The following is a 21,997-nucleotide window of genomic DNA, read 5'->3' on the forward strand; positions in this document are numbered from 1 at the left end:
AATTTATGAATAGTAGTGATATGATTGATAAATTTAAGGATTCTTTTAAAGAAGAGTCTATAGAGAATATTTCAGATATTGAACATGCACTTCTTAATATTGAATTTGAATCAGGAAAAGAAGTTATCAATTCTATTTTTAGGAATTTTCATACAATAAAGGGTAGTGCAGGGATGTTTGGTTTTAATTTTACAGCTTCTCTTGTGCATGAAATAGAGACGATTCTTGATCCTATCAAGATGGGTGTTGAAGAATTTAATCAAAGTACTGTTGATGCTACTTTGATGGCGGTTGATTTTGTTCGTGAACTCATTGAAGGAGATGAAGCTATTGATGAGATTGTATATAAGACTCGTGAAAAAAGTTTAATAGATGCAATTAAGAAGGAACTTGGTATTGATATTGGTGTTGTTAAAGATATAGTTTTGGCTACTAATAGTAAAGTTCAAAATTCGTCAATTAATTTGGATTCTCAAGAAGCAGAATTAAATTTGTCTTTAAATCAAAATAAATATGAAGATGAGGCTTTGAAGGTTGAGACTAAAGTTTATAGGGTCCTTTTTATTCCTTCAAGGGGAATTTTATTTCATGGGCACAAACCAATTAATTTTTTAAAAAAGTTGTTGAATTTGGGAAATGGACAAGTTAAGGCTAGAGTGAAAAATATTCCTGATTTGGAATTGATATCTCCTGATAATGTTTATGTTGAGTGGGAATTAAAACTGGAGACAGAAGAGAGTAAAAGTACTATTGAGGATGTTTTTACATTTGTGGATGGACAGTCGAAATTTGTTATTGAGGAAGTTGATGCATCGTATGAGATAACAGATGATTCTTTTTTGTTAAATAATGTAACTCAAAATGTTAATGAGATGTTTCCTGAGAAAGAGCAAAATTTATTACATTCAAAAGAACTATATAATAATAAAATGTCCTTTAAGAGTGGTGAACATAATGTTAATGATGATACTGTCAAGAGTAAAGTCAATATTGCTAGTATTAAAGTTGATTCAAAAAAGTTAGATCATTTGGTAAATCTTGTTGGTGAACTTGTGACAATTCACTCTAAGCTTGCTAAAGAGGCTGAGATTAGTAATAATAATGTTTTAAATTCAATTTCAGCTGAATTTTCTTTGCTTATTAATGAACTTAGAGATTATACTACAGGACTTAGAACAGTTCCTATTGAGATTTTATTTGTAAAGTTTCAAAGAATAGTTAAAGATTTGTCTGTTCAACTTGGTAAGTCAATTCATTATTATTCTCAAGGTGGTGATACCGTTCTTGATAAGAGTATTATTGAGAGGTTAAATGAGCCTTTGGTACACTTAATTAGAAATTCAATCGATCATGGAATTGAACCTGATGAGGAGAGAATAAAAGCCGGAAAGAAGGCCCATGGAATAATTAAACTTTCTGCACAACAATCAGGTGATTCTGTAATTGTTGTTATTGAAGATGATGGTAGGGGACTTGATAAACATAAGATAATTAAGCGAGCTATAGAGAAAAACATAATATCTGAGGCTATATCTAGCACTTTATCTGATGTTGATATTTATAATTTAATTTTTGAGCCTGGATTTTCAACAGCTGATGTTGTTACAAATATATCGGGTCGTGGTGTTGGAATGGATGTTGTAAAAAAACAGGTAGAATCTCTTAGAGGGAATGTAGTTATTGAGAGCGAGTTTGGTAAATATACCCGAATAAAATTAATTTTTCCTTTGACTTTGGCAATTATTGAAGGATGGTTTGTTAGGGTTTACGATCAGTATTTTATTGTTCCTTTGTCTAGTGTTGAATCTTGTCTTGAGGCTGATAAATTGGATTCTAGAGTATACGGACTTGAAAGTGGTGGTAATGTCATGGATTATAGGGGAAGTATGATTAGCTTCATAAGATTGAGGGAATTTTTTGAAATATCTAATGAAAAAAGTAATAGTGAACATGTTGTTGTTGTTAACACAAATAGTGGTAAAATAGGAATTGTGGTAGATGAGGTTTTAGGACAACATCAAACCGTTATAAAAACTTTAGGTAAGGTTTATTCTAAAGTAGAAGGGGTCTCGGGAGCTACAATACTAGGAGATGGCAGCTTGGCATTAGTCATTGATGTTGATAATATAACTAAAATTATAAGGTAGTATATTCTTAGAGTAAGATATCTTGGTTTTTGTAAAGGTAGGTTTATATTAAATAATAATAATGAAAATATTGGTAATTGATATTCAAGGTCTTATAAGACAGGTTTTTGTTAGAGCCTTTTCTAAGGATGTAGATGTTGAGATATTAAATCCGGGTTCTAATTCTTTAAATCTTATTAATGTTTTTTTGCAAAAATTTCCTGATGTAGTTATTATTGATGAAAATACGGCTAAGTCACATTTTGGAAATTCACTTAATAATGTTCTTAATAATATTTTACTTCCTGTTGTTTTTATAGCAGAGAATGAAGTTTATCCAAAATTTGGTTTTCTTGATTCTAAAAAAGATAAAATTAAATTAATAATCAATAAACTTAATTTTAAACTTACAGTTAATTTATTTAGAAGTGATTATTTAGATTTAATTAAATCAGAGATTAAGAAATTAGTGGATCATAAGTTTGTAGCTTCTTTTGAAAGTAAGAGAATAAAATCTCCTGATTTTTTTGAAAAGATTGAAAGTAAAGAGTCTGAAAGAGATATTACTAACATAACCAAAAGTTATAAAGTTGCAGATGTTATTAATGTTTCTCCTAAAAATGGTCCAGATGTTATTCTGAAGTATCAAGGTGTAATTAATAAAAATAAGACAGGAAAAGTTATTTTTGTTGGGGCTTCAACTGGTGGTACTGAGGCTTTAAGAGTTTTTTTAAAATTATTCAAAAAAGATTCTCCTCCAATTGTAATTGTTCAACATATGCCTGGGGGTTTTACAACATCTTTTGCAAAAAGTTTAAATAATGAATTTGAAGTTGATATAAAAGAAGCTGAAGATGGAGATATTTTAAGACCTGGTCTTGTAATAATTGCAAATGGTCATTATCATTTAATTGTGAAATATGCTAATGGAAATTATTTTACTCATCTAATTGATGGTCCTCCAGTTAGCAGACATAAACCTTCTGTTAATGTATTATTTCGTTCTGCTGCTATGTATGCAGGAGAGAATGCCATTGGAGTTATGCTTACGGGAATGGGGGATGATGGTGCTAGTTGTATGCTTGAAATGAAAAATAATGGTGCATATAACATTGCACAAGATCAATTGACTTCTGTAGTATTTGGTATGCCTATGGAGGCAATCAAGATAGGTGCTGTGGATAAGGTCCTTCCTTTAAATAAAATATCTGAGTGTATTTTAAGGAGATCTTAATGGAAAATAATGATAAATTTTTGGATATTGATTCGTACATTGGTAATGTATTAACAGAACTTGAGACTTTTGATAATCGTTCAAGGCAAGTTTATGCAAGCTTAAGTAAATCGATTCCTAGGTTAATAGAAAAGCTTTCTAAAGATATTAAAGATTTGTCTTTTAATATTGGGTTTATTTCTAATCTTGATGTTGATAATGACTATTCTTTAAATAACTTTATATCTAAAGTAATAAGAGTACTTAATGATTTTGTATCTTATTTTAATTCTTCAACTGAGATTCTTGAATCTCAATTTAGTATAATACGGGATAAGGTTAAGGATATAGAAATTCTTGAAGATGTAATTGAAAAAATGAAAAAAAGTTCTATCGATATGGAGATAATGTCGATTAATACACTAACTGTTGCCATGAGAGCTGGGAGAGCTGGAGGTGCTTTTTCTTATATTACAAATGAGATTAAAACTTTAACTCAATCTATGATTAAACAAGCAGATCAGCTAACTAGTAAGGGTAGAGATATTAAGGTTGGACTTGATCGGGCTAAGGAACAGGTACTTGAAAATAATACGGCTGAGAATAAAATTCTTGAAGAATTTAAAGAGGATTTGATAAAAAATATCGATGAATTTGCAGGAAGTATTGGAGAAGTTATTGCATTTTATGATAATGTATTAAAAATACTTAATGAATTTAAATTTAAATTTGTAAATGCTGTATCTTATCTACAATTTCAAGATAGACTTACTCAGTCTTTACATCATTTAAATGTTATGTATTCTAGCATTGATGTTTTTAAATTTAGGGATATAAGTGAAATTCAAAAATTAAAAGTTTTATCTGTTTTTACAGATTCGTCTAAAATGATAATTAGGGATGTTATTTCTAAATTAGATGAGAATTGTATGGCTTTTGAAGAATTTATTGATACATCTATTTCTTCTATTCAAGTTATTAATGATTTAAAATCAGATAATTCTTCATATGTTGATATTTCAAAGTCTGTTGAAGCTTGTTCTATTATCTTATTAAATTTACTTAGGAGAATAGATGATGTTGAGAAAAATAATTCTAATTTTTTAAATCTTTATTATGAACAAATTAAGCTTGTTAAATCTTTAGAATTAATGTTTTCAAATATTTCAGCTATTTCTTCTAGATTTCAAAATATCAATATAGCATCTAAAATAGAGGTTGTAAAGAGAATTGAACTTGAAGATATGGAAGGCAATATTTCTGAAATGTCCAAAATTATTAATAATATTGATTTAAATATTACTAAAGGACGGGAATTTTTATCTCAAATAATATTTTTTTTTGAAAAAGTTGTAAAAGATTGTGACAATCGCTTTTATATTGAAAAAAATTATTTTAATAAGTTTAAGAAATTGTTTATAGAGATAAAGAGTAATATTTTTGAAATAAAAAGGCTAGCTATTGATCATGTATTATCTTATGAAATGTTTCCCGTTAATTTTTTGGAAATATTTGAAGAGGTAAAATTAGATATTCATAGTATAAAAGCTTTACGAGAGGATCTTATAAATATTGAAAAGATTTTAATTGACATAGAAAATGATATTAATAGTAATCTTAATTCAGAGTTATTAAAACACGATCTTAAGTGTATTGAGGTGGAGGATAAAGAGTTTATTCGCAGAATTGCTAATAGATTTACTTTGTTTGTTCACAAGAAGTATTTATTATCGCTTATTGAAGATGAAAAGGATGTTCATTCATTTGATGAGGGTAGTGTAATTTTATTCTAACTTTTGTATACTTTTATATGGGTTTAGGAGCGTTTCATGCAAAAAAGGATTTTGGTTATAGATGACAATAGAGCTATTAGGCAAAGTGTTGCTTATATTTTGGAGCAGAATGGTTTTGCGGTTGCTGAGGCTCAAGATGGTCTTGAGGGTGTATCTAAATTTAAGGAAGCTGTGGGACAGAGTGATAAAGATTTTGATCTAGTAATTACAGATATCAATATGCCTAATTTAGATGGAATAGGAGTGATAAAGGAGATAAGAGAGCTTGGAAGTTTTGTTCCAATACTTGTTTTAACTACTGAATCTGAACAATCGAAAGTTGATGAAGGTCGTAAAGCTGGCGCTACTGGTTGGCTTGTTAAACCTTTCAATCCCAATACTCTTATGCAAACAATATCAAAAATATTTTAATTTTTATATTTTTATTTTTAGATTATCGTAAGGTTTAGTCTTATGAGTTTTAAGCTAGATAAACAGTTTTATTTTCATTTAGGAGAATTAATTAAATTTAATAGTGTTAATGCTCCTGCATTAAAAAGTAAGCCTTTTGGAGAACAAATTGATTTATGTCGAGATAAAGTATTAGAAATTGCTCGAGATATTGGTTTTAAAGTTTATAAAGATCCAGATGGATATTATGGTTTTGCTGAAATGGGTCAGGGCGATGAACTTATAGGTATTTTAACTCATATTGATGTTGTTGATGCTGGCAGCATATCCAAATGGCATTCAAATCCTTTTGAACTTGGTTTTCGAGATGGAAGAGTTTATGCTAGGGGTATTTTAGATGATAAGGGACCTTTAATGGCTGTTCTTTATGCTTTTAAAATGTTGCTATTAGAGAAAATTTGTTTTAAGAAGAGATTTAGAGTGATTTTTGGCACAGATGAAGAGACTAAATGGCGTTGTATTGAGCAGTATAAGATTAAAGAAGAGATTCCTGATTTTTCTTTTACTCCTGATGGTGATTTTCCTATTGTTAATGCTGAGAAGGGGTTATTGCAATTTGATGTTATTAGTGATGAAAAATTTTTTATGAATCTTGAGCTTGGCATAGGGTATAATGTTATTCCTGATGAATGTTCTTTTGAGCTTGGTGATGCTAATAAAGATGATTTTAGAATCTTACTTGATAATTTTGATGGTAAAATTAGATATAAGTTTTTTGAAAACAATGTTTTAATTCATGGCATTTCTGCTCATGCCTCTTTACCTGAACTTGGTGTTAATGTTGCTCCTTATGCATTAGATATTATTAAATCTTTAGGAATAAGAAGTAATTTTATTGCTTTTTTTGAAGACAGGATTGGTTTTACTATCAATGGAGAGAAATTGTTTGGGAAGGTTTTGGAAGATTTGCAATCTGGAAAACTTACTCTTTGTTTAACAAAAATTAAATTGTCTAAAACATCTAATCAAATCTTGTCTTTTGATATGAGGTATCCTATAAGTTATAAAAGGGAAGATTTGGTAAGTTTAATAAAGAAAACTTTAGATTTATATTCTCTAAATTATAGTGAAGTTTCTTTTCTTGATCCTCTTTATGTTGATTCTAATTTAAAATTTATTTCATCTTTAATGGAAGTTTATCAGAATTTTACAGGAGAGAGTGATGTTAATCCTATTTCTATTGGTGGTGCAACTTATTCAAGAGCTTTGAAAAATTGTGTTGCTTTTGGACCATTATTTAAAGGTTCAGATAATACAGCCCATCAGGTTAATGAGTATATTAATGAAAATGAACTTATGGATCTTATTTTGATTTATAAGAATGCTGTTGAAAAACTTAATACTTAAAAATAGTACCGGTAGTCGGAGTCGAACCGACACGAGATTGCTCTCATCAGATTTTGAGTCTGACGCGTCTACCAATTCCGCCATACCGGCAATAGATTTTATTTTACTACAATAGTTCCTAAAAAATCATCATTTTTATCAAAAACTTTTTGTAAATTTGTAAGATCAGTGCCATTAAGTATATAAGCTTTAATTCCAAGTTTTAATGCTAGTTCTGTTGCTATTGGATCAAATGGTAAATGTGAACCAGGTTCCCAATCTTTTCCTACGATATTTTGTAATTTATTCCAAGTGATGTTTTTAAATCCTTTTGCATCATTATATTTTTTTGGATCTTTATCATATATTTGATCAATATTGGTTAAATTAATTATTTCGTTTGAATTGAACTTTTCGGCAAATTTTACGGTAATATAATCTGTTGAAAATCCTGATTTCCATCCTGATGCAACTAATATTTGTCCTTTAAATTGAAAATCTTCAGTTGGATTGCTTACAATATCGTTAATGCAAAATGGTTGCATTGCTTTGCTTATAAGAGTTGCATTTAGTTTAGTTGCCATTATTCCAATTTCATCGAGTTCATGATTTTTAAATTTAGGATTAATTTGCTTATAAGCATCTTGATATTCTCTTGCTGTTTTTCCGCCTCCTGTAATTAAAATAACTTTTCTGTTATGTTCTTTTTTTATCCATTGAAAAATAAGATTTTTTAAATTTTTAATGTATGTTGTATTAATGTGATTAGGATTGATTATCCCTCCCCCAAGACTAATTATCTTTATCATCTAAACTCCTTATTTGAGTCGGTTATTTTTTTATTTAAATTTGTATTATATAGTATATTTATATTCAGGTTGTTGGAAAATATGATTTAAAATCATATTACCTTATTAACTATACTATATTGTGCAATGTTTCCTTATATCTTATAGTTAAGAATATTTATTATATTAAATTGTTTACAGGTTTTGCTTAGGTAGGTATTTAGTTAGGAGGATTTTATGTATAAGTACAAGGTTTCTGTGATTATTTGTTTTTTTAATGCTGAGAGTACCCTTGAAACGATGTTGAAGAACGCTGTTAATCAGACATTGCGAGATAAAGAAATTATATTGGTAAATGATGGTTCTTATGATCAAAGCTTAAAGATAGCTCAAAAATTTGCGGAGAAATATGATTTTATTAAAGTTATTAATCAGAAAAATATGGGAATATCCGTTGCTAGGAATAATGGTTTTGAGAAATCTGAGGGAGAATATATAGTTTATTGGGATAGTGATGATTTTATTGAGAATACTATGCTTGAGGTACTATATAATAGGGCAAAAGCTGATAATTCAGATATTGTTTGTTCTCAGTTTTATATTTATTTTCTTGCAAGAAAGATTAAAAGAAAGTCAGTTCTTCCTTTTCCTAATTATCCAATAACCGGTGAAGAGGCTTTTAAGAATTTATTATTGACTGTTTTTTCTAGTTTTTATAAAAAAAATTTTGTTGTAGGTACAGTGTGGGATAAATTGATTAGAAGAGATTTGATTGTAAGTAATAATGTTAAATTTAATGATGTAATACTAGAGGATATAGTTTTTATGCTACATGCTTTTTTAAAAGCAAAGAAAGTTTCTTTTGTAAATAATTATTTTTATACTAATTTTCAAAGGATGGGAAGTGCGAGTTCATCAATTAGTGTTATTAGTAAGGTAAATATGTCTCTTAAAGTTGTAGAAAATCTTTTAAAAGAAGAAGGGTTGTTTGAAAAATATTTTGAATATTATAAAAAATTTTATTTGCAACTTTATTATTATATTTCTTTTAAGCAAGTTTATGTTATAAATTGGCATATTAAGGATAAACTTGTATATAAAGCTCATAAAGCAAAACTCATTTTTGTTCTTAATGAAGTTAAAAATTCAAAAGAATTTCAAAATTATTATGGAAGTCTTAAAAATTCCAGATTTAGTGAGTTACAAACTTTGCCAAAAATGATGTTAAAAATTTGGAATCTGAGTTCTGTATTGTATGTTAATTTTTCCATATTTATGTATAAGGCTTTCTTGAAAAATTAGTATTTTAATTCTTGTATTTATTTTTATACTATTTTATAATGGGGCTGAAGGAGAATTTTGGTTGAAAATAGAATTTCGAGATATTGCATTTTCGTATTATAAAACTAATGTTTATTTTAATGTAAATTTATCTGTTGAAAAGCCTCAAAATTATTTGGTTCTTGGTAAAAATGGAGTAGGAAAAACCACTTTGCTTAGGCTTATTAGTGGACTTTTAAATCCATCTGAAGGAGAGATATTATTTAATTCTTTAAAGACTTTTCCAAGAAATCCTTTAAATTTAGTAAATTTATTTTTTGTTCCGGAAGAGTTTTCTTTGCCTGATATTTCTTTAAATGATTATTATAAATCTTTGTGTAAATTTTATCCAAATTTTAAGGAAGAAGATTTTAAGGAATATTTATTAAGATTTGAATTAGATATTAATCTTAAGTTATCATCTGCGTCATATGGACAGAAGAAAAAAAGTATTATTGCTTTCTCTATTGCTACAGGCGTTCCTGTTTTGATATTTGATGAGCCTACAAATGGGCTTGATATTGCGTCAAAAAATGTTTTTAGATATATTTTGAGTAATTTAAGAAATACGATGGTTTTTATTACAGGACATAATGTTAGAGATTTATCAGATATTGTAGAGCATTTGATCATTATTGGTAATAATAATGTTCTCTTTTCAGATTCAGTGTCTCATATTAAAAATAATTATAAAGTTAAGATTGTAGATAAATTAGATGGAGAAGAACTTTATTATGAAAAAGTAAAAGATAGATTTAAATCACTTTATTATGAAAGTGGTACTTTTGATAATAATAATTTTGATATTGAATTTTTCTTTTTATATGTTGTTAATGATGGTTTAAAGGATTTTTCGAATGTTTAGTTTAAAGAGATTTTTTTTATTATTTAATATAGATTTTGTTTATCATAAGCAATTTTATTTTTACTTTTTTATGTCAATTTTTTTGATTTTTCCTTTAATTCATGTTTTATTCAAAAGTTATTTGGATTTGAATTTAGTTGAACTTTTGGTTGTTGATGATTCGTTATCCAATACAGTATTTTTTTTGATTTTATTTTGTATGATGTATTGCGTTTCAATATATAATATGTTTAGTGATTTTAAGTCGATTCATGATCCACTTAAAAATGTATTTTATTTGTCTTTACCTGTTTCTACTTTAGAGAAATATTTGTTTGTTTTGTCTAAATTTTTATTTCTATTTCCTTTGTTTGTAGTCATTTGTTGTTATATGGGTGTAAATATAACTGTGTTATTAGATAAAAAGCTTTTTTTGGGCAATCAAGCAAAGAGTCTATCTTTTAATGTGTTTTTTATGTTTGTTGGCAATACTTATTTTATTTATTTTGTTGGATTTTCTATGTTATTGTTATTTAGAATTGTATTTAAGAGATTTTCTTTTTTTAAATCAGTTGTTATTATAAGTTTATGTTATGCAGCATTGATTGTCTTATTTGATTTTATGATGTTTTTTGTTAATAACTACTTATTTGAACTTAAAAATAATTTTGATAAGTGGGGAGAGTATTATTTCATTAAGTATATTAGTATGTCTTTTGCATTATGTAGTTGTTTTTATTCATATTTTCTGCTTAGAAATGTGGGCAATTTAAGTACTAAAAAAATTAATTCTAATATTTTAGTGGGTTTGATGTCTTTTTTCGTTATATTTGTCTTTTGCTTTGTAACATTTTTACTTCTTTATGTAATTTATGCGCATATACTTCATGCTTAACAATGGGTCATGATTGATTTTTGAATTAATTAAATGTTAATTTCTATAATTAATATTTTTGTTTAAAGTTTTAACTTAAAGGTAATCTTTTGTCTGTATATAAATATTATATAAAACATTTATTTTGTATAGAGATGATTAAAATATTATTTTTAATTTGTATAAGTCTTTTTATAGTAGTGAATTGTCTCAAGAATTTATGACATTTTAAAATGTAGTTAAAGGCTTTGTGGGCCTTTGTATTGCGTATTGAGTTTATTTGGAGGGTGTTAATAATGGATAATCTAAAGATTTTAGTAATAACAGGTGGTGTAATTTCTGGAATAGGTAAAGGGGTTACTTCTGCAAGTATTGCAAGATTGTTTAAGGATAATTTGAAAATAACACCAATTAAATGTGATGGTTATTTAAATACTGATCCTGGGACTATTAATCCTGTTGAACATGGAGAAGTTTTTGTTCTTGATGATGGTGGAGAAGTTGATATGGATTTTGGTCATTATGAGAGATTTTTAAACCAAAATTCTAAATCTACTTGGAATATTACAATGGGAAAAATATATAAAAGTATTCTTGAAAATGAGAGGCGTGGAAAGTATTTAGGTAGAACTGTACAGCTTATTCCTCATGTTACTAATGAAATTAAAGAGACAATTTTAAATATTGCTAGAGAAGAGCATAGTGAACTTTTAGTTATTGAAATTGGTGGTACTGTGGGAGATATGGAGAATATCTTGTTTATTGAGACAATGAGACAGATAAGGTATGACATTGGAATTGATAATATTGCTTTTGTTCATTTAACTTATATTCCAAATCCTGCTGGAATAAATGAACAAAAATCTAAACCTACTCAACAGAGTGTTAAGACCTTAAATAAAGCTGGAATTTTTCCTGATTTAATTATTGCAAGAAGTTCTCAACTCTTAACAAGGCAAATAAGAGATAAGATAGCAATGTTTTGTAATGTTGATGCCTCTTGCATTGTTGATAATATTGATGTTGCAACTATTTATGAAATACCTATATCTTTTTATAAACAAGGATTGCATAAAATTTTAGGTTCAAAACTGAAAATTAATGTTACACCTAAGGTGGATGGTCTTGAAAAGTTAGTAAATGTAATAAAGAAAAATCTTCTCTCGCCCCAAAAGGTTGTAAATATTGCTATTTGTGGTAAATATACTGAACTTGGTGATTCTTATGCATCAATATTTGAGTCTTTAACTCATGTTTCTGCCAATTTGGATATATTAGTTAAGACAACTGTCATTGACGGTATTAATTTTGATGAGAAAATGATGGAAGGTGTAGATGGCATAGTTGTGCCTGGCGGATTTGGGAGCCGAGGGTATGAAGGTAAGATTCGTGCAATTAAATATGCTCGTGAGAATAATATTCCTTTTCTTGGTATTTGTCTTGGAATGCAACTTGCAGTTATTGAGTTTGCGCGTAATGTTTGTGGGATATTTGATGCTGATACTGAAGAAGTTTTATCTGAAGATAATACTATGTTGAATTCTATAAATCCTGTTATTCATTTGTTATCTGAACAAAAAGAACTTGAGAATAAGGGTGCTACAATGCGACTTGGAGGATATCCCGTTTTACTTAAAAAAGATACTCTTGCTTTTAAACTTTATGGAAATGATATGATTATTGAGAGATTTAGGCATAGATATGAAGTTAATAATGATTATCTTGATTTATTTAACAAGTATGGTCTTGTTGTTTCTGGGTTTTCTGAAGATTTTCAAATAGTAAAAATAATAGAGATACCTAAAAATAAATTTTTTGTGGCTTGTCAGTTTCATCCTGAGCTTATTACTAGATTGGAAAGTCCGTCTAAACTTTTTGTAGGATTAGTAAAAGCATGTCTTTAATTTTGAAAATTTGATTTTATTTTATAAATTCAACATGTTTTGTAGGTGATTTTTTATGATATTTGGTTAGGAGGTATAAGATGAATGAAAGTGATGTTAAGAGAGCAATCTCTATGAAGAGGTTGGTTAAATATTTTTTTGATGAACTTAAGTATAGAATGAAAATACCTTGTTTGAGACATAATAATCAATATATGAGTAAAAAATATATATTGCTTAATCTTTTAAGGAAAATAGCAAACCTTCCGTTTTACGATCAATATGAGATTGAGGAACAATTTTTTCTTGATATTTTAGGAAAAGGTGTGTTAGCAGATGCGGTACTTATTAAAAGATTGGATTATGAAAAATGTGTTATTGTTGGTATTATTGAGGCAAAAGCAGATCATGTTGATCTTGAGTATGAACTTAGTAGATTTTTGATTCAAGGTGATAAGGTTAATGTTCTTTTTTGGCAACCTAAAAGGATGCTCTTAAAACAAAATGAAGAATTAATTATATTAGATGCAGATGACATTTTTAAATTAGATAACGATTTTTATTTGCCATTAGTAAAAGAGAAACTTGAAGATTTTATTAATGTTTTTGTGAAATTTTTTTCTTATGAGGATATATTATTTGAATATAATAAAATAATAGGTAAGTATTCTTTCATTAGGAGTAAGTAAAATAATAATTTATAGATATTTATCCTTTATTTATGATATTATAAATAATTGTTAGATTAAATTTGTTTTATATTGTTAGAAAATTCTTTTTTATGGTAAAATTTTCCCATGTATAAATTTCCATTTTTTTGTAAAAAAAAGTCTTCTACATCTGATGTTAAAGACAATTCTTTCAATGATGTTGACAATATTGATGATATTAGTACATGTGAGAATGAAAGTTCTTTAAAAGAAATTGTGAGGAGTTTTTATCACACTAAGTCTTCTATTAGTAATGTATTAGTTAATATTGAATTTTTATATAAAAATTTATTTTCTGGTTTTGTAAATGTTGAGAAGGTTTGCATATCACTTATCAGTAAGGTAAATGATGGTCGAATTAAAGTAAATGCTATTTTTGAAGATATTGAAAAAAATAATAAAGAAAAATTGCAAAAAGTTACTGATATTATTATGGATGTTCAAAAAAGTTTAGAAACTATTAATAGTTTTTTAGGTGCAACTAATATGATTTCTCTTAATGCTAAGCTTGAAGCTGCAAGAGCAAAAGAGTATGGAAAAGGATTTTCTGTTGTTGCTGATGAGATTAAAAGACTATCAGATCAGGCAAAGGGCGTTATGAACATGATTTCCGTTAAGGAAATTGAGCAGGTGTCTACAGATTTGATTTCTGAGAATATTAAGAAATTGCAATTAGGTATTGATAATCTTTTTTTAAATATGATAGAAGAGCTTACTTCGCTTGAAGAATCATTTAAATATTGTATTGGTCAACAAGGTGAATTTTCAACTTTAATTAATGAGCTTGAAAATATTGAAGCTAGTGTTTCTTATTTGTCAAGAAATTGTGATTCTTTATCTGTTTCTAAAGCTTTTGTATATTCGAATGATGATTTTTTAAAGGAATTGGAATTTATTATTTCAGAACATATGTCTTGGATAAGTGTTGTAAAAGCAATTGTTGATAATCAAAAAAGTATGGCAATCCAAAGTGATCCTATGAAACATGGTTTTGGGTTATTTTATCAAGGTTTTGCTCCAAAAGAGCTTGAAATTAGAGAAGTTTGGGAGAATATTTATTCTGATTATTTAAATATTCATAAACTTGTTGTTGAGATAATCAAAATTTTTTCACAAGGTAATTTTAACAATGCTGATTTGAAGAATGCAAGGGATTTTTTCATGCGGGCTGAAAATTTATCGAATGAAATAATTAGTAGACTTGAATCTGTTAAAAACATGGTAGTTGAATGTGAAAATCAGAACATTAATGTTTTTTGCTAATTTAAAGTTATTGTTTGTGTTATTCTAGTTTATAAGTAGTTTAAAGATTTTTCATTTAATTATTTTACTTTAGTTTAAGGTATTTGCTATTAAAAGATCGAGTTTTATTTTGGTAAGATAAGTATGAATTTAAAAGCTAAGTTTGTTCATTTGCATGTGCATTCAGATTTTTCACTCTTAGATGGAGCTGCTAAGATTGTAGATATTGTGTCAAAGGCTAAAGAGTACAATATGTCTCATATTGCGTTGACTGATCATGGCAATCTTTTTGGTGCTATTAAGTTTTATAGAGAGGCAAAAAAAGCAGGTATTAAGCCCATAATTGGCATTGAAGCCTATATGTCAAATACTTTAAAATATATAAAGAAGAATGATGAATTTGGAAAACCGTATTATCATTTAATTCTTCTTGCAAAGAATGAGCAAGGATATAAGAATTTATTGAAACTTACAAGTGTTTCTTATCTTGAGGGATTTTATTATAGGCCTAGGATGGATAGAGATGATCTTGCAAAGTATTCAGAAGGGCTTATTTGTATGTCTGCATGTATTGGAGGCATTATTCCTCAGTTGATTCTTTCAAATAGATTTGATGATGCAAAGAATGAGATTCTTTGGTTTAAAAATACTTTTGGAGATGATTTTTATCTTGAATTGCAACGTCATGGAATTAAACAACAAGATATAGTTAATGAAAAATTAATAGCTTATTCTAAAGAACTTGATGTTCAGTTGAGTGTGTCTAATGATTCTCATTATGTCAATAAAGAGGATGCTACGGCTCAAGATATTATTGTTTGTATTGGTACTGGTGCTAAGAGAAGCGATTCTGGCAGATTTAAAATGGAAACGGATGAATTTTATCTTAAGTCTCCAGAAGAGATGTGTGAGCTTTTTAAAGATTTACCAGAAGCTTTGGCAAATACGCTAAAGATTGCTGAGAAATGTAATGATTTTGAAATTAAATTTCCAGGTCCTATTTTTCCTGAATATCATATACCCGAGGAATTTGATACTCAGGGTCAATATTTAGAACATTTAACACTTGAAGGTTTAAAATTTAGATATGCAAACATAACCGATAATATTAAGGAGCGTGCTTTTTATGAGCTTTCCACAATTATTAATATGGGATTTGAGGCATATTTTTTAATTGTGTGGGATTTTATTAAGTTTGCTCATGATAATGATATTCCTGTTGGTCCTGGTCGTGGTTCTGGAGCGGGTTCTATTGTTGCATATGCTTTACGTATTACTGATGTTGATCCTTTAAAATATAATTTACTCTTTGAGAGATTTTTAAATCCTGAACGTGTTTCTATGCCTGATTTTGATATTGATTTTTGCTTTGAAGGTAGAGATGAGGTTATAAAGTATGTTACAAAAAAGTATGGAGAAGATAAGGTTGCACAGATAATTACTTTTGGAACTCTAAAACCCAAGGCTGTATTTAAGGATGTGGGTAGGGTTTTAGATATTCCTTTTGTTCAATCTAATGAGATTACTAAACTTATTCCCGATGGTCCAAAAGTTTCCTTGAGAGAAGTTTTGAAAGATAAGGTATTGAAAAAATATTTAAATAAGGGGCCTGTTTATAATGAGTTAATGGAAGCAGCTCTTGTTCTTGAAGGCATGAATAGACATGCATCAACACATGCAGCAGGTATTGTGATTGCTAGAACTTCTTTAACAGATTATGTTCCTCTTTATAAGGATTATAAGCAAGATACAGTCTCTACACAGTATACTATGGATTTATTAGAGGATTGTGGTCTTGTAAAGATGGATTTTCTTGGACTTAAGACATTAACTTTAATAAAAAATGCAGAGAAACTTATTAAAATTACTGATCCTGATTTTAGTATTGCTACTATTTCTGATAGTGATGCTAAGACGTTTAAAATGCTTTCTGAAGGGCGTAGTACTTCTGTTTTTCAGTTTGAATCTGAAGGTATGCAACAAATTTTGAAAGATTCAAAACCCGATAATATTGAAGATTTAATTGCTTTAAATGCACTTTATCGTCCAGGCCCTATGCAATTTATACCACAATTTGTTGCTGCTAAGACGGGGGCTAAGCGCATTAAATATCCTCATCCAGATTTAACAGAGGTTTTAAAACCAACTTATGGTGTTATTGTTTATCAAGAACAAGTTATGGAAGTTGCAAAAATTATTGGTGGATTTTCTCTTGGAAAAGCAGATATTTTAAGACGGGCAATGGGTAAAAAGAAAGAAGATGAAATGAATAGGATGAAAGTTGACTTTATAAAAGGTGCTCTTGAGAAAGGTTATGATGAAACTCTTGCAAGTGATATATTTGAACTTTTGAAGCCTTTTGCTGGTTATGGTTTTAATAAATCACATGCAGCTGCTTATTCTTTAATAGCTTATCAAACAGCATATCTTAAAGCTAATTATCCTGCAAGTTTTATGGCTGCTAACTTGACAAATGAAATTAATAATACTGAAAAGTTGTCTTACTATATTGAAGAAACAAAATCGATGGGAATTAATGTTTTAAGACCTGATATAAATCAATCTTTTAAAGATTTTCGTGTCGTTGGTTCTGATATTTCTTATGGTCTTAATGGAATTAAAAATATTGGTGAACTAATGGTTGATCTTATACTGAATGAAAGGCAAGAGAATGGAGAATATAAATCTTTTGAAGATTTTATTAAAAGGGTAGATAAAAAAGTTATAAATAAAAAATTTCTTGAGGCTTCAATAAAGTCTGGTCTTTTTGATAGTCTTGGACAAAATAGAAGAACACTTATTGAAAATCTTGATAAATTAATAGCTTTTGTATTAGAAAATAAGAATGCAAAAAAACAGGGACAAAATAGTTTATTTGCTTCTCAAAATATTCTGGAAGAGACTTTTAATTATAATTTATTTGAGGAATATTCTTATCTTGAGCTTTTAGGGTTTGAAAAGGAGCTTTTAGGGTTTTATGTGTCTGGACATCCTCTTGATCCTTATAAATCAGAATTGGAATTTTTTACAAACTTTAATGTTGTAAAAGATCTTGCATCTAGAAGAAATACTGTTGTTAAATTTGCAGGTAGTTTAAACTTCATAAGAGTTGTTCATCTGAAGAAAAATAATGCTAGGATGGCTTTTGGAATTGTTGAAAATTTTGAAGGTTCAATCGAAATTGTGGTTTTTCCTGAGAGTTATGATCGATATAAACATTTGTTAATTGAAGATGATGTAATTGGTGTTATAGGGAAGCTTACATTTAGTAGAGATAAATTTTCCATAATAGTTGAAAAAATTCTAACTATAAAAGAAATTTCGATTAATAAAATTAATAATCTTCATATTAAATTTACTAATAAGGGATTAAATGATTCTAATCTTCTGACTTCTTTAAAAAATAAAATCTTCGATCTTGAGGATGATACGGGATTTTCATATGTTTATCTTTATTTAAAAAATAATGGTAGAGACTTAAAACTTAAAATGGATTTAATTCTAAATTTTAAACCTGATGAGTTTAAAATTAATGAATTAAAAGACCATAAAATAGTGGAGGATATTTGGTTTGATTAGGAGGATTAGTTGTGATAACAGAGACTTTAATTGTATTTTTGAACATTTATAGAATTTTAATTTTAATTAGAATTCTTCTTAGTTGGTTGGTATCCTCAGGAATTAGTTCTAATGCATTTTTTAAATTTATATATAATGTAACAGAGCCATTTTTATCTGTTTTTAGAAGCATTAGATTTTTTAGATTTGGTATTTATGATTTCTCACCAATTGCGGCTTTAATTACTATTACGATAACCGAGAGAATGTTATCTTATGGTAATTATAAGCTTTCTACGTTTATAGTATTATTTATTATGGAAGCTTGGGGAATACTTAGAAGTATTTTTTTTGCTCTTATTTTTTTCTTTGTTTTAAGAGTGGTATTTCTGTTTTTACATTTATTTAATGGTACTGATTTTATGAAAAATGTTGATTCTTTGTTAGTGCTGTTATCTTTTAAGATAAAAAATATAGTTACAGATAAGCATATGTCTTATGCCGTTAGTTTAATTGTAGCAGCATCATTATTGTTAGCATTTATAATTATTTTTGAGCAAGCTATAATGGCTATTAATATTTTAAGCTTTTATTTGCCTTTTTAGGGATTTTTTGTGTTTTTGCATGAATTTCAGTATGGCTTACAAGGCATTAATGGTCTTGGCAGTAGGGGAATTGATAGATTAAATAATATTAGAATTACAAATGTTAAAGAGCTAATAGAATATTATCCAAAAAAATATGAAGATCGTAAAAATATGGCAGCATTTCCAGATCCATTACAAGTTAGAATTTGTGAACTTATGACGATTTTTACTGTTATAGAACATAGAGATTTTGGAAATACTTTTAAGAGAAATTTAAAGATTATAGGTAGGAGTGAAAATAGTGAGTTATTTGAAATTCTTTTGTTTAATAGAAGTTTTTTAGAGAGAATTTTTAAGATAGGTCAAAAGTTTTATATTTATGCTAGGTTTAGTTATAACGATTATACTAAGATGTGGAGTTGTTCTAATTTTGATAGTGAGATATTTAGTTATAATCCTGTAAAATTTAAAAAAATTATGCCTGTTTATTCTCTTAGTGAGGGACTTAGTTCTAAAAAAATATCTTCTTATGTGAAAGGTGCTCTTGCGTATTTTGTAAAATTTGGACAATCAGATATTCCTAAATTTTTGATAAATAAATATTCATTATTGTCTTTGCATGAAGCTTTAAATGAGATTCATTTTCCAAGTTCTCTTGAAATGCTTAGGAGAGCAAAAAAAACTTTAGTTTATAGAGAGATTTTTTTACTTCAATTTTTTTCAAGGGGTAAGAGTTATAGGGTTTTCTTAAGAGCAGAAAAAAATTTATCTAATGATTTGTTAAAACAAATTATTTCAAAACTTTCATTTGAACTTACAAGGGATCAAAAAATTGCAATTACTGAAATAATTAATGATCTTAAAAATAACAAACCAATGAATAGACTCTTACAGGGTGATGTTGGAAGTGGTAAAACTCTTGTTGCTTTTCTCTCTAGTATTCCTTTAATTGAAGCTGGATATCAAGTTGCATTTATGGTGCCTACTGATCTATTAGCACGTCAACATTATAATAGTTTGACAAATATATTAAAAGATTTTGATATTTCTGTGGTTCTTTTGACTGGAAGTTTAAAAAAAAAAGATAGAGATGAGGTTTTAGAAAAGATTCAAAGTGGAATTTGTAGTTTGGTAATTGGGACTCATGCTATTTTTTCTCAAGGGACAAAATTTAAAAATTTGGCTTATGTCATTATTGATGAACAGCATAAGTTTGGAGTTGAACAAAGAGAAGAGCTTAGAAATAAAGGTGAAGAAGTTGATGTTCTTTTAATGTCAGCAACGCCTATTCCTAGAAGCTTAGCTTTAACCCTTTTTGGAGATCTTGAAGTGTCTTTAATTAAAAGGGGTCCTGAGGGTAGACTACCTGTTACTACATATTTGGCAAAACATGGCAATGAGGAAAAGGTATATGAATTTTTAAAAAATGAACTTGGAAAAGGACATCAGGTTTATTTTGTATATCCTTTAATATCATCTTCAGAAAAGTTTAATCTAAAGGATGCTACTAGTATGTGTTTAAATCTTCAAAATATTTTTGTTGAATATTCTGTTGCTATGATTCATTCTAAGCTTGAATCTTATGTGAAGGAAGAAATTATGCATAATTTTTATTTAAAGAAAATTGATATCCTGGTTGCAACGAGTGTTATTGAAGTTGGTATTGATTGTCCCAATGCAACTTGTATGGTGGTAGAACATGCAGAACGTTTTGGACTCTCTACATTACATCAAATTAGAGGACGTGTTGGTAGGAGTAATTTAAAGTCTTTTTTCTTTTTGCTTTATAAGGAACCTTTAACGGAAGCAGGTAAATTTAGACTTAAAACTATAAAAGAAAATACAGATGGATTTAAAATAGCAGAAGAGGATCTTAAATTAAGAGGGCCTGGGAATTTATTTGGTCTTGAACAGAGTGGCTATTTCAATCTTAGGATATCTGATTTTGTTGAGCATAAAGAAATTATAGGTTTAATGAGAGCAGAACTTGATATATTTTGTTCAAATAGAGATTTTTATGATAAATCAGATGTTAAGTTGCTAGATAGCCTTTTAGTATCATATTTAAGTTCAGTTTCTAAGGGTAGTTAATATTAATTTTATATTTTTGAATTAACTTTAAGAGTTCTTTTTTGTTATTATTCCAAAATTCAAGAAATTTATATTGTAAATTATTAAAATATTTTTTTTGTAGGGCACATGCTTGTTTTCCAATGTACATGTAATGCCAAGGTTCTGCTTTATAACCAGTTTCTTTTTCATGTTTTTTTGGATATGATAATGAGAATCCATATTTTGATGAGTTTTCGTAAAGCCATTTTCCTTCTTTTGTATTTAATAGGTTATCATCTGTATTGATAAAATCTATTGTTGTTCCTAATTGGTGTTGTGAGTGATTAGAAATTGCTGATTGTATCTGTGCTGACTTTATGCCATATGTTTTTACATTATATTTGAATAAAAAATTTTGGTATTCTTTTGTTCTATATGCTGATATTATTTTTATTTGTAAACCATTTTTTTTCCCTGCATTTATAAGATCAATTAAGTCATTTATTAATATTTTTCTTAATTTGAGGTTTTCTTTGCCAATGTTTTTAAGTTCTTTGAAATTTTTTAAATAAACCAAGTCAGTTGGGTTATATCCTTTAGGAATAGGGATTTTTTTATTTACAAGTATTAGTAAATTGTTTTCTTCCGCTTCAAGTAATGGTTTTAGTTCTTGAATAAATGAGATAGGTTGTTCTTTTATTTGTTTTTGATGAACTTGATCTAGAGTTTTTATGATATTAAGTAAAGTTTGAAAATCTTGTTTTGATATTGTATTTGCTTCTAAAGAAGGGTTATTAATTAAATTACTAACTAAAAAAATTAGTGAAAAAATATTAAAAGATATCATTAATATATAATTATATTGCATTATCCAGTTTAACATATAGTTATATTATGTTGAGCTTTTGTTATTGATGAATAACGTATTAGTTTTAGTTTTTAATTTTGTTTTTATAAATGCTAAATTAAGTAAGATTTGGTGTTATTGTATAAAAATTGTAATTAATATAATTATTGTTAAATTTACTGTAAATGATACAAAGATATGTTAAAATGCCAGAAACATTTTTGTTAGTTGTTGTTTTAGGGTATTTAAAAGATAATTGGCTAAAGGGAATTCATTATAAGAAGCAGCTTTAATTTTAAAAATATATTATAATAGCAATTAAGGATATTATATGAGTAATATGAATTTAAAATTCATGTTGATCTTATTTAATAAAGGTATTTT

The 21,997-nt window shown here is 27.7% G+C and carries 16 protein-coding genes and 1 tRNA gene; 14 read left to right on the plus strand and 3 right to left on the minus strand.

All coding sequences use genetic code 11. From position 1 onward, the window contains the following. Positions 1-5 precede the first annotated feature (5 nt). The 5 genes from BRE_RS02880 (at position 6) to BRE_RS02900 (ending at position 6,929) form a co-directional block, all read left to right on the plus strand. Positions 6-2,147: a chemotaxis protein CheA gene (locus BRE_RS02880; RefSeq protein ID WP_012538997.1), complete on the plus strand. Its 2,142-nt coding sequence runs from the start codon at positions 6-8 to the stop codon at positions 2,145-2,147. A 61-nt stretch (positions 2,148-2,208) separates the two neighbouring features. Beyond that, positions 2,209-3,360: a chemotaxis protein CheB gene (locus BRE_RS02885; protein WP_012538998.1), complete on the plus strand. Its 1,152-nt coding sequence runs from the start codon at positions 2,209-2,211 to the stop codon at positions 3,358-3,360. Then, complete coding sequence (locus BRE_RS02890) at positions 3,360-5,132, plus strand: BB0569 family chemotaxis protein (RefSeq protein ID WP_041178135.1); 1,773 nt, start codon at positions 3,360-3,362, stop codon at positions 5,130-5,132. The genes BRE_RS02885 and BRE_RS02890 overlap by 1 nt, the downstream gene beginning before the upstream one ends. A gap of 36 nt (positions 5,133-5,168) precedes the next feature. After that, complete coding sequence (locus BRE_RS02895; protein WP_012539000.1) at positions 5,169-5,543, plus strand: response regulator; 375 nt, start codon at positions 5,169-5,171, stop codon at positions 5,541-5,543. A 42-nt stretch (positions 5,544-5,585) separates the two neighbouring features. Then, on the plus strand, positions 5,586-6,929 hold the full coding sequence (locus BRE_RS02900) for a Sapep family Mn(2+)-dependent dipeptidase (protein ID WP_012539001.1): 1,344 nt from the start codon (positions 5,586-5,588) through the stop codon (positions 6,927-6,929). A 6-nt stretch (positions 6,930-6,935) separates the two neighbouring features. Here BRE_RS02900 and BRE_RS02905 read toward each other — a convergent pair. Next, a tRNA-Leu gene (locus tag BRE_RS02905) sits at positions 6,936-7,019 on the minus strand. Positions 7,020-7,027: 8 nt separating this feature from the next. Further along, complete coding sequence (pyrH, locus tag BRE_RS02910; RefSeq protein WP_012538321.1) at positions 7,028-7,717, minus strand: UMP kinase; 690 nt, start codon at positions 7,715-7,717, stop codon at positions 7,028-7,030. Between the two features lie 216 nt (positions 7,718-7,933). Between pyrH and BRE_RS02915 the strand changes: the two genes are divergently transcribed. From BRE_RS02915 to recG, 9 genes are all read left to right on the plus strand, one after another. After that, positions 7,934-8,998 carry a glycosyltransferase family 2 protein gene (locus BRE_RS02915; protein WP_012539002.1) on the plus strand — a complete coding sequence of 355 codons (1,065 nt, stop codon included), beginning with the start codon at positions 7,934-7,936 and terminating at the stop codon, positions 8,996-8,998. 61 nt (positions 8,999-9,059) lie between these two features. Then, positions 9,060-9,881 carry an ATP-binding cassette domain-containing protein gene (locus tag BRE_RS02920; RefSeq protein ID WP_012539003.1) on the plus strand — a complete coding sequence of 274 codons (822 nt, stop codon included), beginning with the start codon at positions 9,060-9,062 and terminating at the stop codon, positions 9,879-9,881. A 70-nt stretch (positions 9,882-9,951) separates the two neighbouring features. Next, positions 9,952-10,755, plus strand: a complete 804-nt coding sequence (locus BRE_RS02925; RefSeq protein WP_232212697.1) for an ABC transporter permease — start codon at positions 9,952-9,954, stop codon at positions 10,753-10,755. 272 nt (positions 10,756-11,027) lie between these two features. Beyond that, the gene (pyrG, locus tag BRE_RS02930) at positions 11,028-12,638 is read left to right on the plus strand and encodes a glutamine hydrolyzing CTP synthase (protein ID WP_156768694.1); all 1,611 of its coding nucleotides are present in this window, start codon (positions 11,028-11,030) and stop codon (positions 12,636-12,638) included. An 80-nt stretch (positions 12,639-12,718) separates the two neighbouring features. Next, a complete protein-coding gene (locus tag BRE_RS02935) occupies positions 12,719-13,306 on the plus strand; it encodes a hypothetical protein (RefSeq protein ID WP_041178137.1) in 588 nt (195 codons plus the stop codon). Between the two features lie 108 nt (positions 13,307-13,414). After that, a complete protein-coding gene (locus BRE_RS02940) occupies positions 13,415-14,590 on the plus strand; it encodes a methyl-accepting chemotaxis protein (RefSeq protein ID WP_012539007.1) in 1,176 nt (391 codons plus the stop codon). Positions 14,591-14,713: 123 nt separating this feature from the next. Beyond that, entirely contained in the window at positions 14,714-18,148 is a 3,435-nt protein-coding gene (gene dnaE, locus BRE_RS02945; protein ID WP_012539008.1) for a DNA polymerase III subunit alpha, read from the plus strand. A gap of 11 nt (positions 18,149-18,159) precedes the next feature. After that, the gene (locus BRE_RS02950; RefSeq protein WP_012539009.1) at positions 18,160-18,732 is read left to right on the plus strand and encodes a YggT family protein; all 573 of its coding nucleotides are present in this window, start codon (positions 18,160-18,162) and stop codon (positions 18,730-18,732) included. 9 nt (positions 18,733-18,741) lie between these two features. Continuing rightward, entirely contained in the window at positions 18,742-20,805 is a 2,064-nt protein-coding gene (recG, locus tag BRE_RS02955; RefSeq protein ID WP_012538330.1) for an ATP-dependent DNA helicase RecG, read from the plus strand. Here the strand turns inward: recG and BRE_RS02960 are convergent. Next, positions 20,792-21,613 carry a M15 family metallopeptidase gene (locus BRE_RS02960; protein WP_041178138.1) on the minus strand — a complete coding sequence of 274 codons (822 nt, stop codon included), beginning with the start codon at positions 21,611-21,613 and terminating at the stop codon, positions 20,792-20,794. The two genes, recG and BRE_RS02960, sit on opposite strands and share 14 nt — an antisense overlap. Positions 21,614-21,997: the final 384 nt, after the last annotated feature.

The organism is Borrelia recurrentis A1, from assembly GCF_000019705.1.
GTDB lineage: Bacteria > Spirochaetota > Spirochaetia > Borreliales > Borreliaceae > Borrelia > Borrelia duttonii.

What these genes read in the sequence shown, in the direction of transcription:
- BRE_RS02940 (WP_012539007.1), top strand. Translation starts at nt 13,415, where the DNA reads ATGTATAAATTTCCATTTTTTTGTAAAAAAAAGTCTTCTACATCTGAT.
- BRE_RS02915 (WP_012539002.1), top strand. Translation starts at nt 7,934, where the DNA reads ATGTATAAGTACAAGGTTTCTGTGATTATTTGTTTTTTTAATGCTGAG.
- BRE_RS02880 (WP_012538997.1), top strand. Translation starts at nt 6, where the DNA reads ATGAATAGTAGTGATATGATTGATAAATTTAAGGATTCTTTTAAAGAA.
- dnaE (WP_012539008.1), top strand. Translation starts at nt 14,714, where the DNA reads ATGAATTTAAAAGCTAAGTTTGTTCATTTGCATGTGCATTCAGATTTT.
- BRE_RS02960 (WP_041178138.1), bottom strand. Translation starts at nt 21,613, where the DNA reads ATGATATCTTTTAATATTTTTTCACTAATTTTTTTAGTTAGTAATTTA.
- BRE_RS02890 (WP_041178135.1), top strand. Translation starts at nt 3,360, where the DNA reads ATGGAAAATAATGATAAATTTTTGGATATTGATTCGTACATTGGTAAT.
- pyrH (WP_012538321.1), bottom strand. Translation starts at nt 7,717, where the DNA reads ATGATAAAGATAATTAGTCTTGGGGGAGGGATAATCAATCCTAATCAC.
- BRE_RS02895 (WP_012539000.1), top strand. Translation starts at nt 5,169, where the DNA reads ATGCAAAAAAGGATTTTGGTTATAGATGACAATAGAGCTATTAGGCAA.
- BRE_RS02885 (WP_012538998.1), top strand. Translation starts at nt 2,209, where the DNA reads ATGAAAATATTGGTAATTGATATTCAAGGTCTTATAAGACAGGTTTTT.
- BRE_RS02925 (WP_232212697.1), top strand. Translation starts at nt 9,952, where the DNA reads ATGTCAATTTTTTTGATTTTTCCTTTAATTCATGTTTTATTCAAAAGT.
- BRE_RS02935 (WP_041178137.1), top strand. Translation starts at nt 12,719, where the DNA reads ATGAATGAAAGTGATGTTAAGAGAGCAATCTCTATGAAGAGGTTGGTT.
- BRE_RS02900 (WP_012539001.1), top strand. Translation starts at nt 5,586, where the DNA reads ATGAGTTTTAAGCTAGATAAACAGTTTTATTTTCATTTAGGAGAATTA.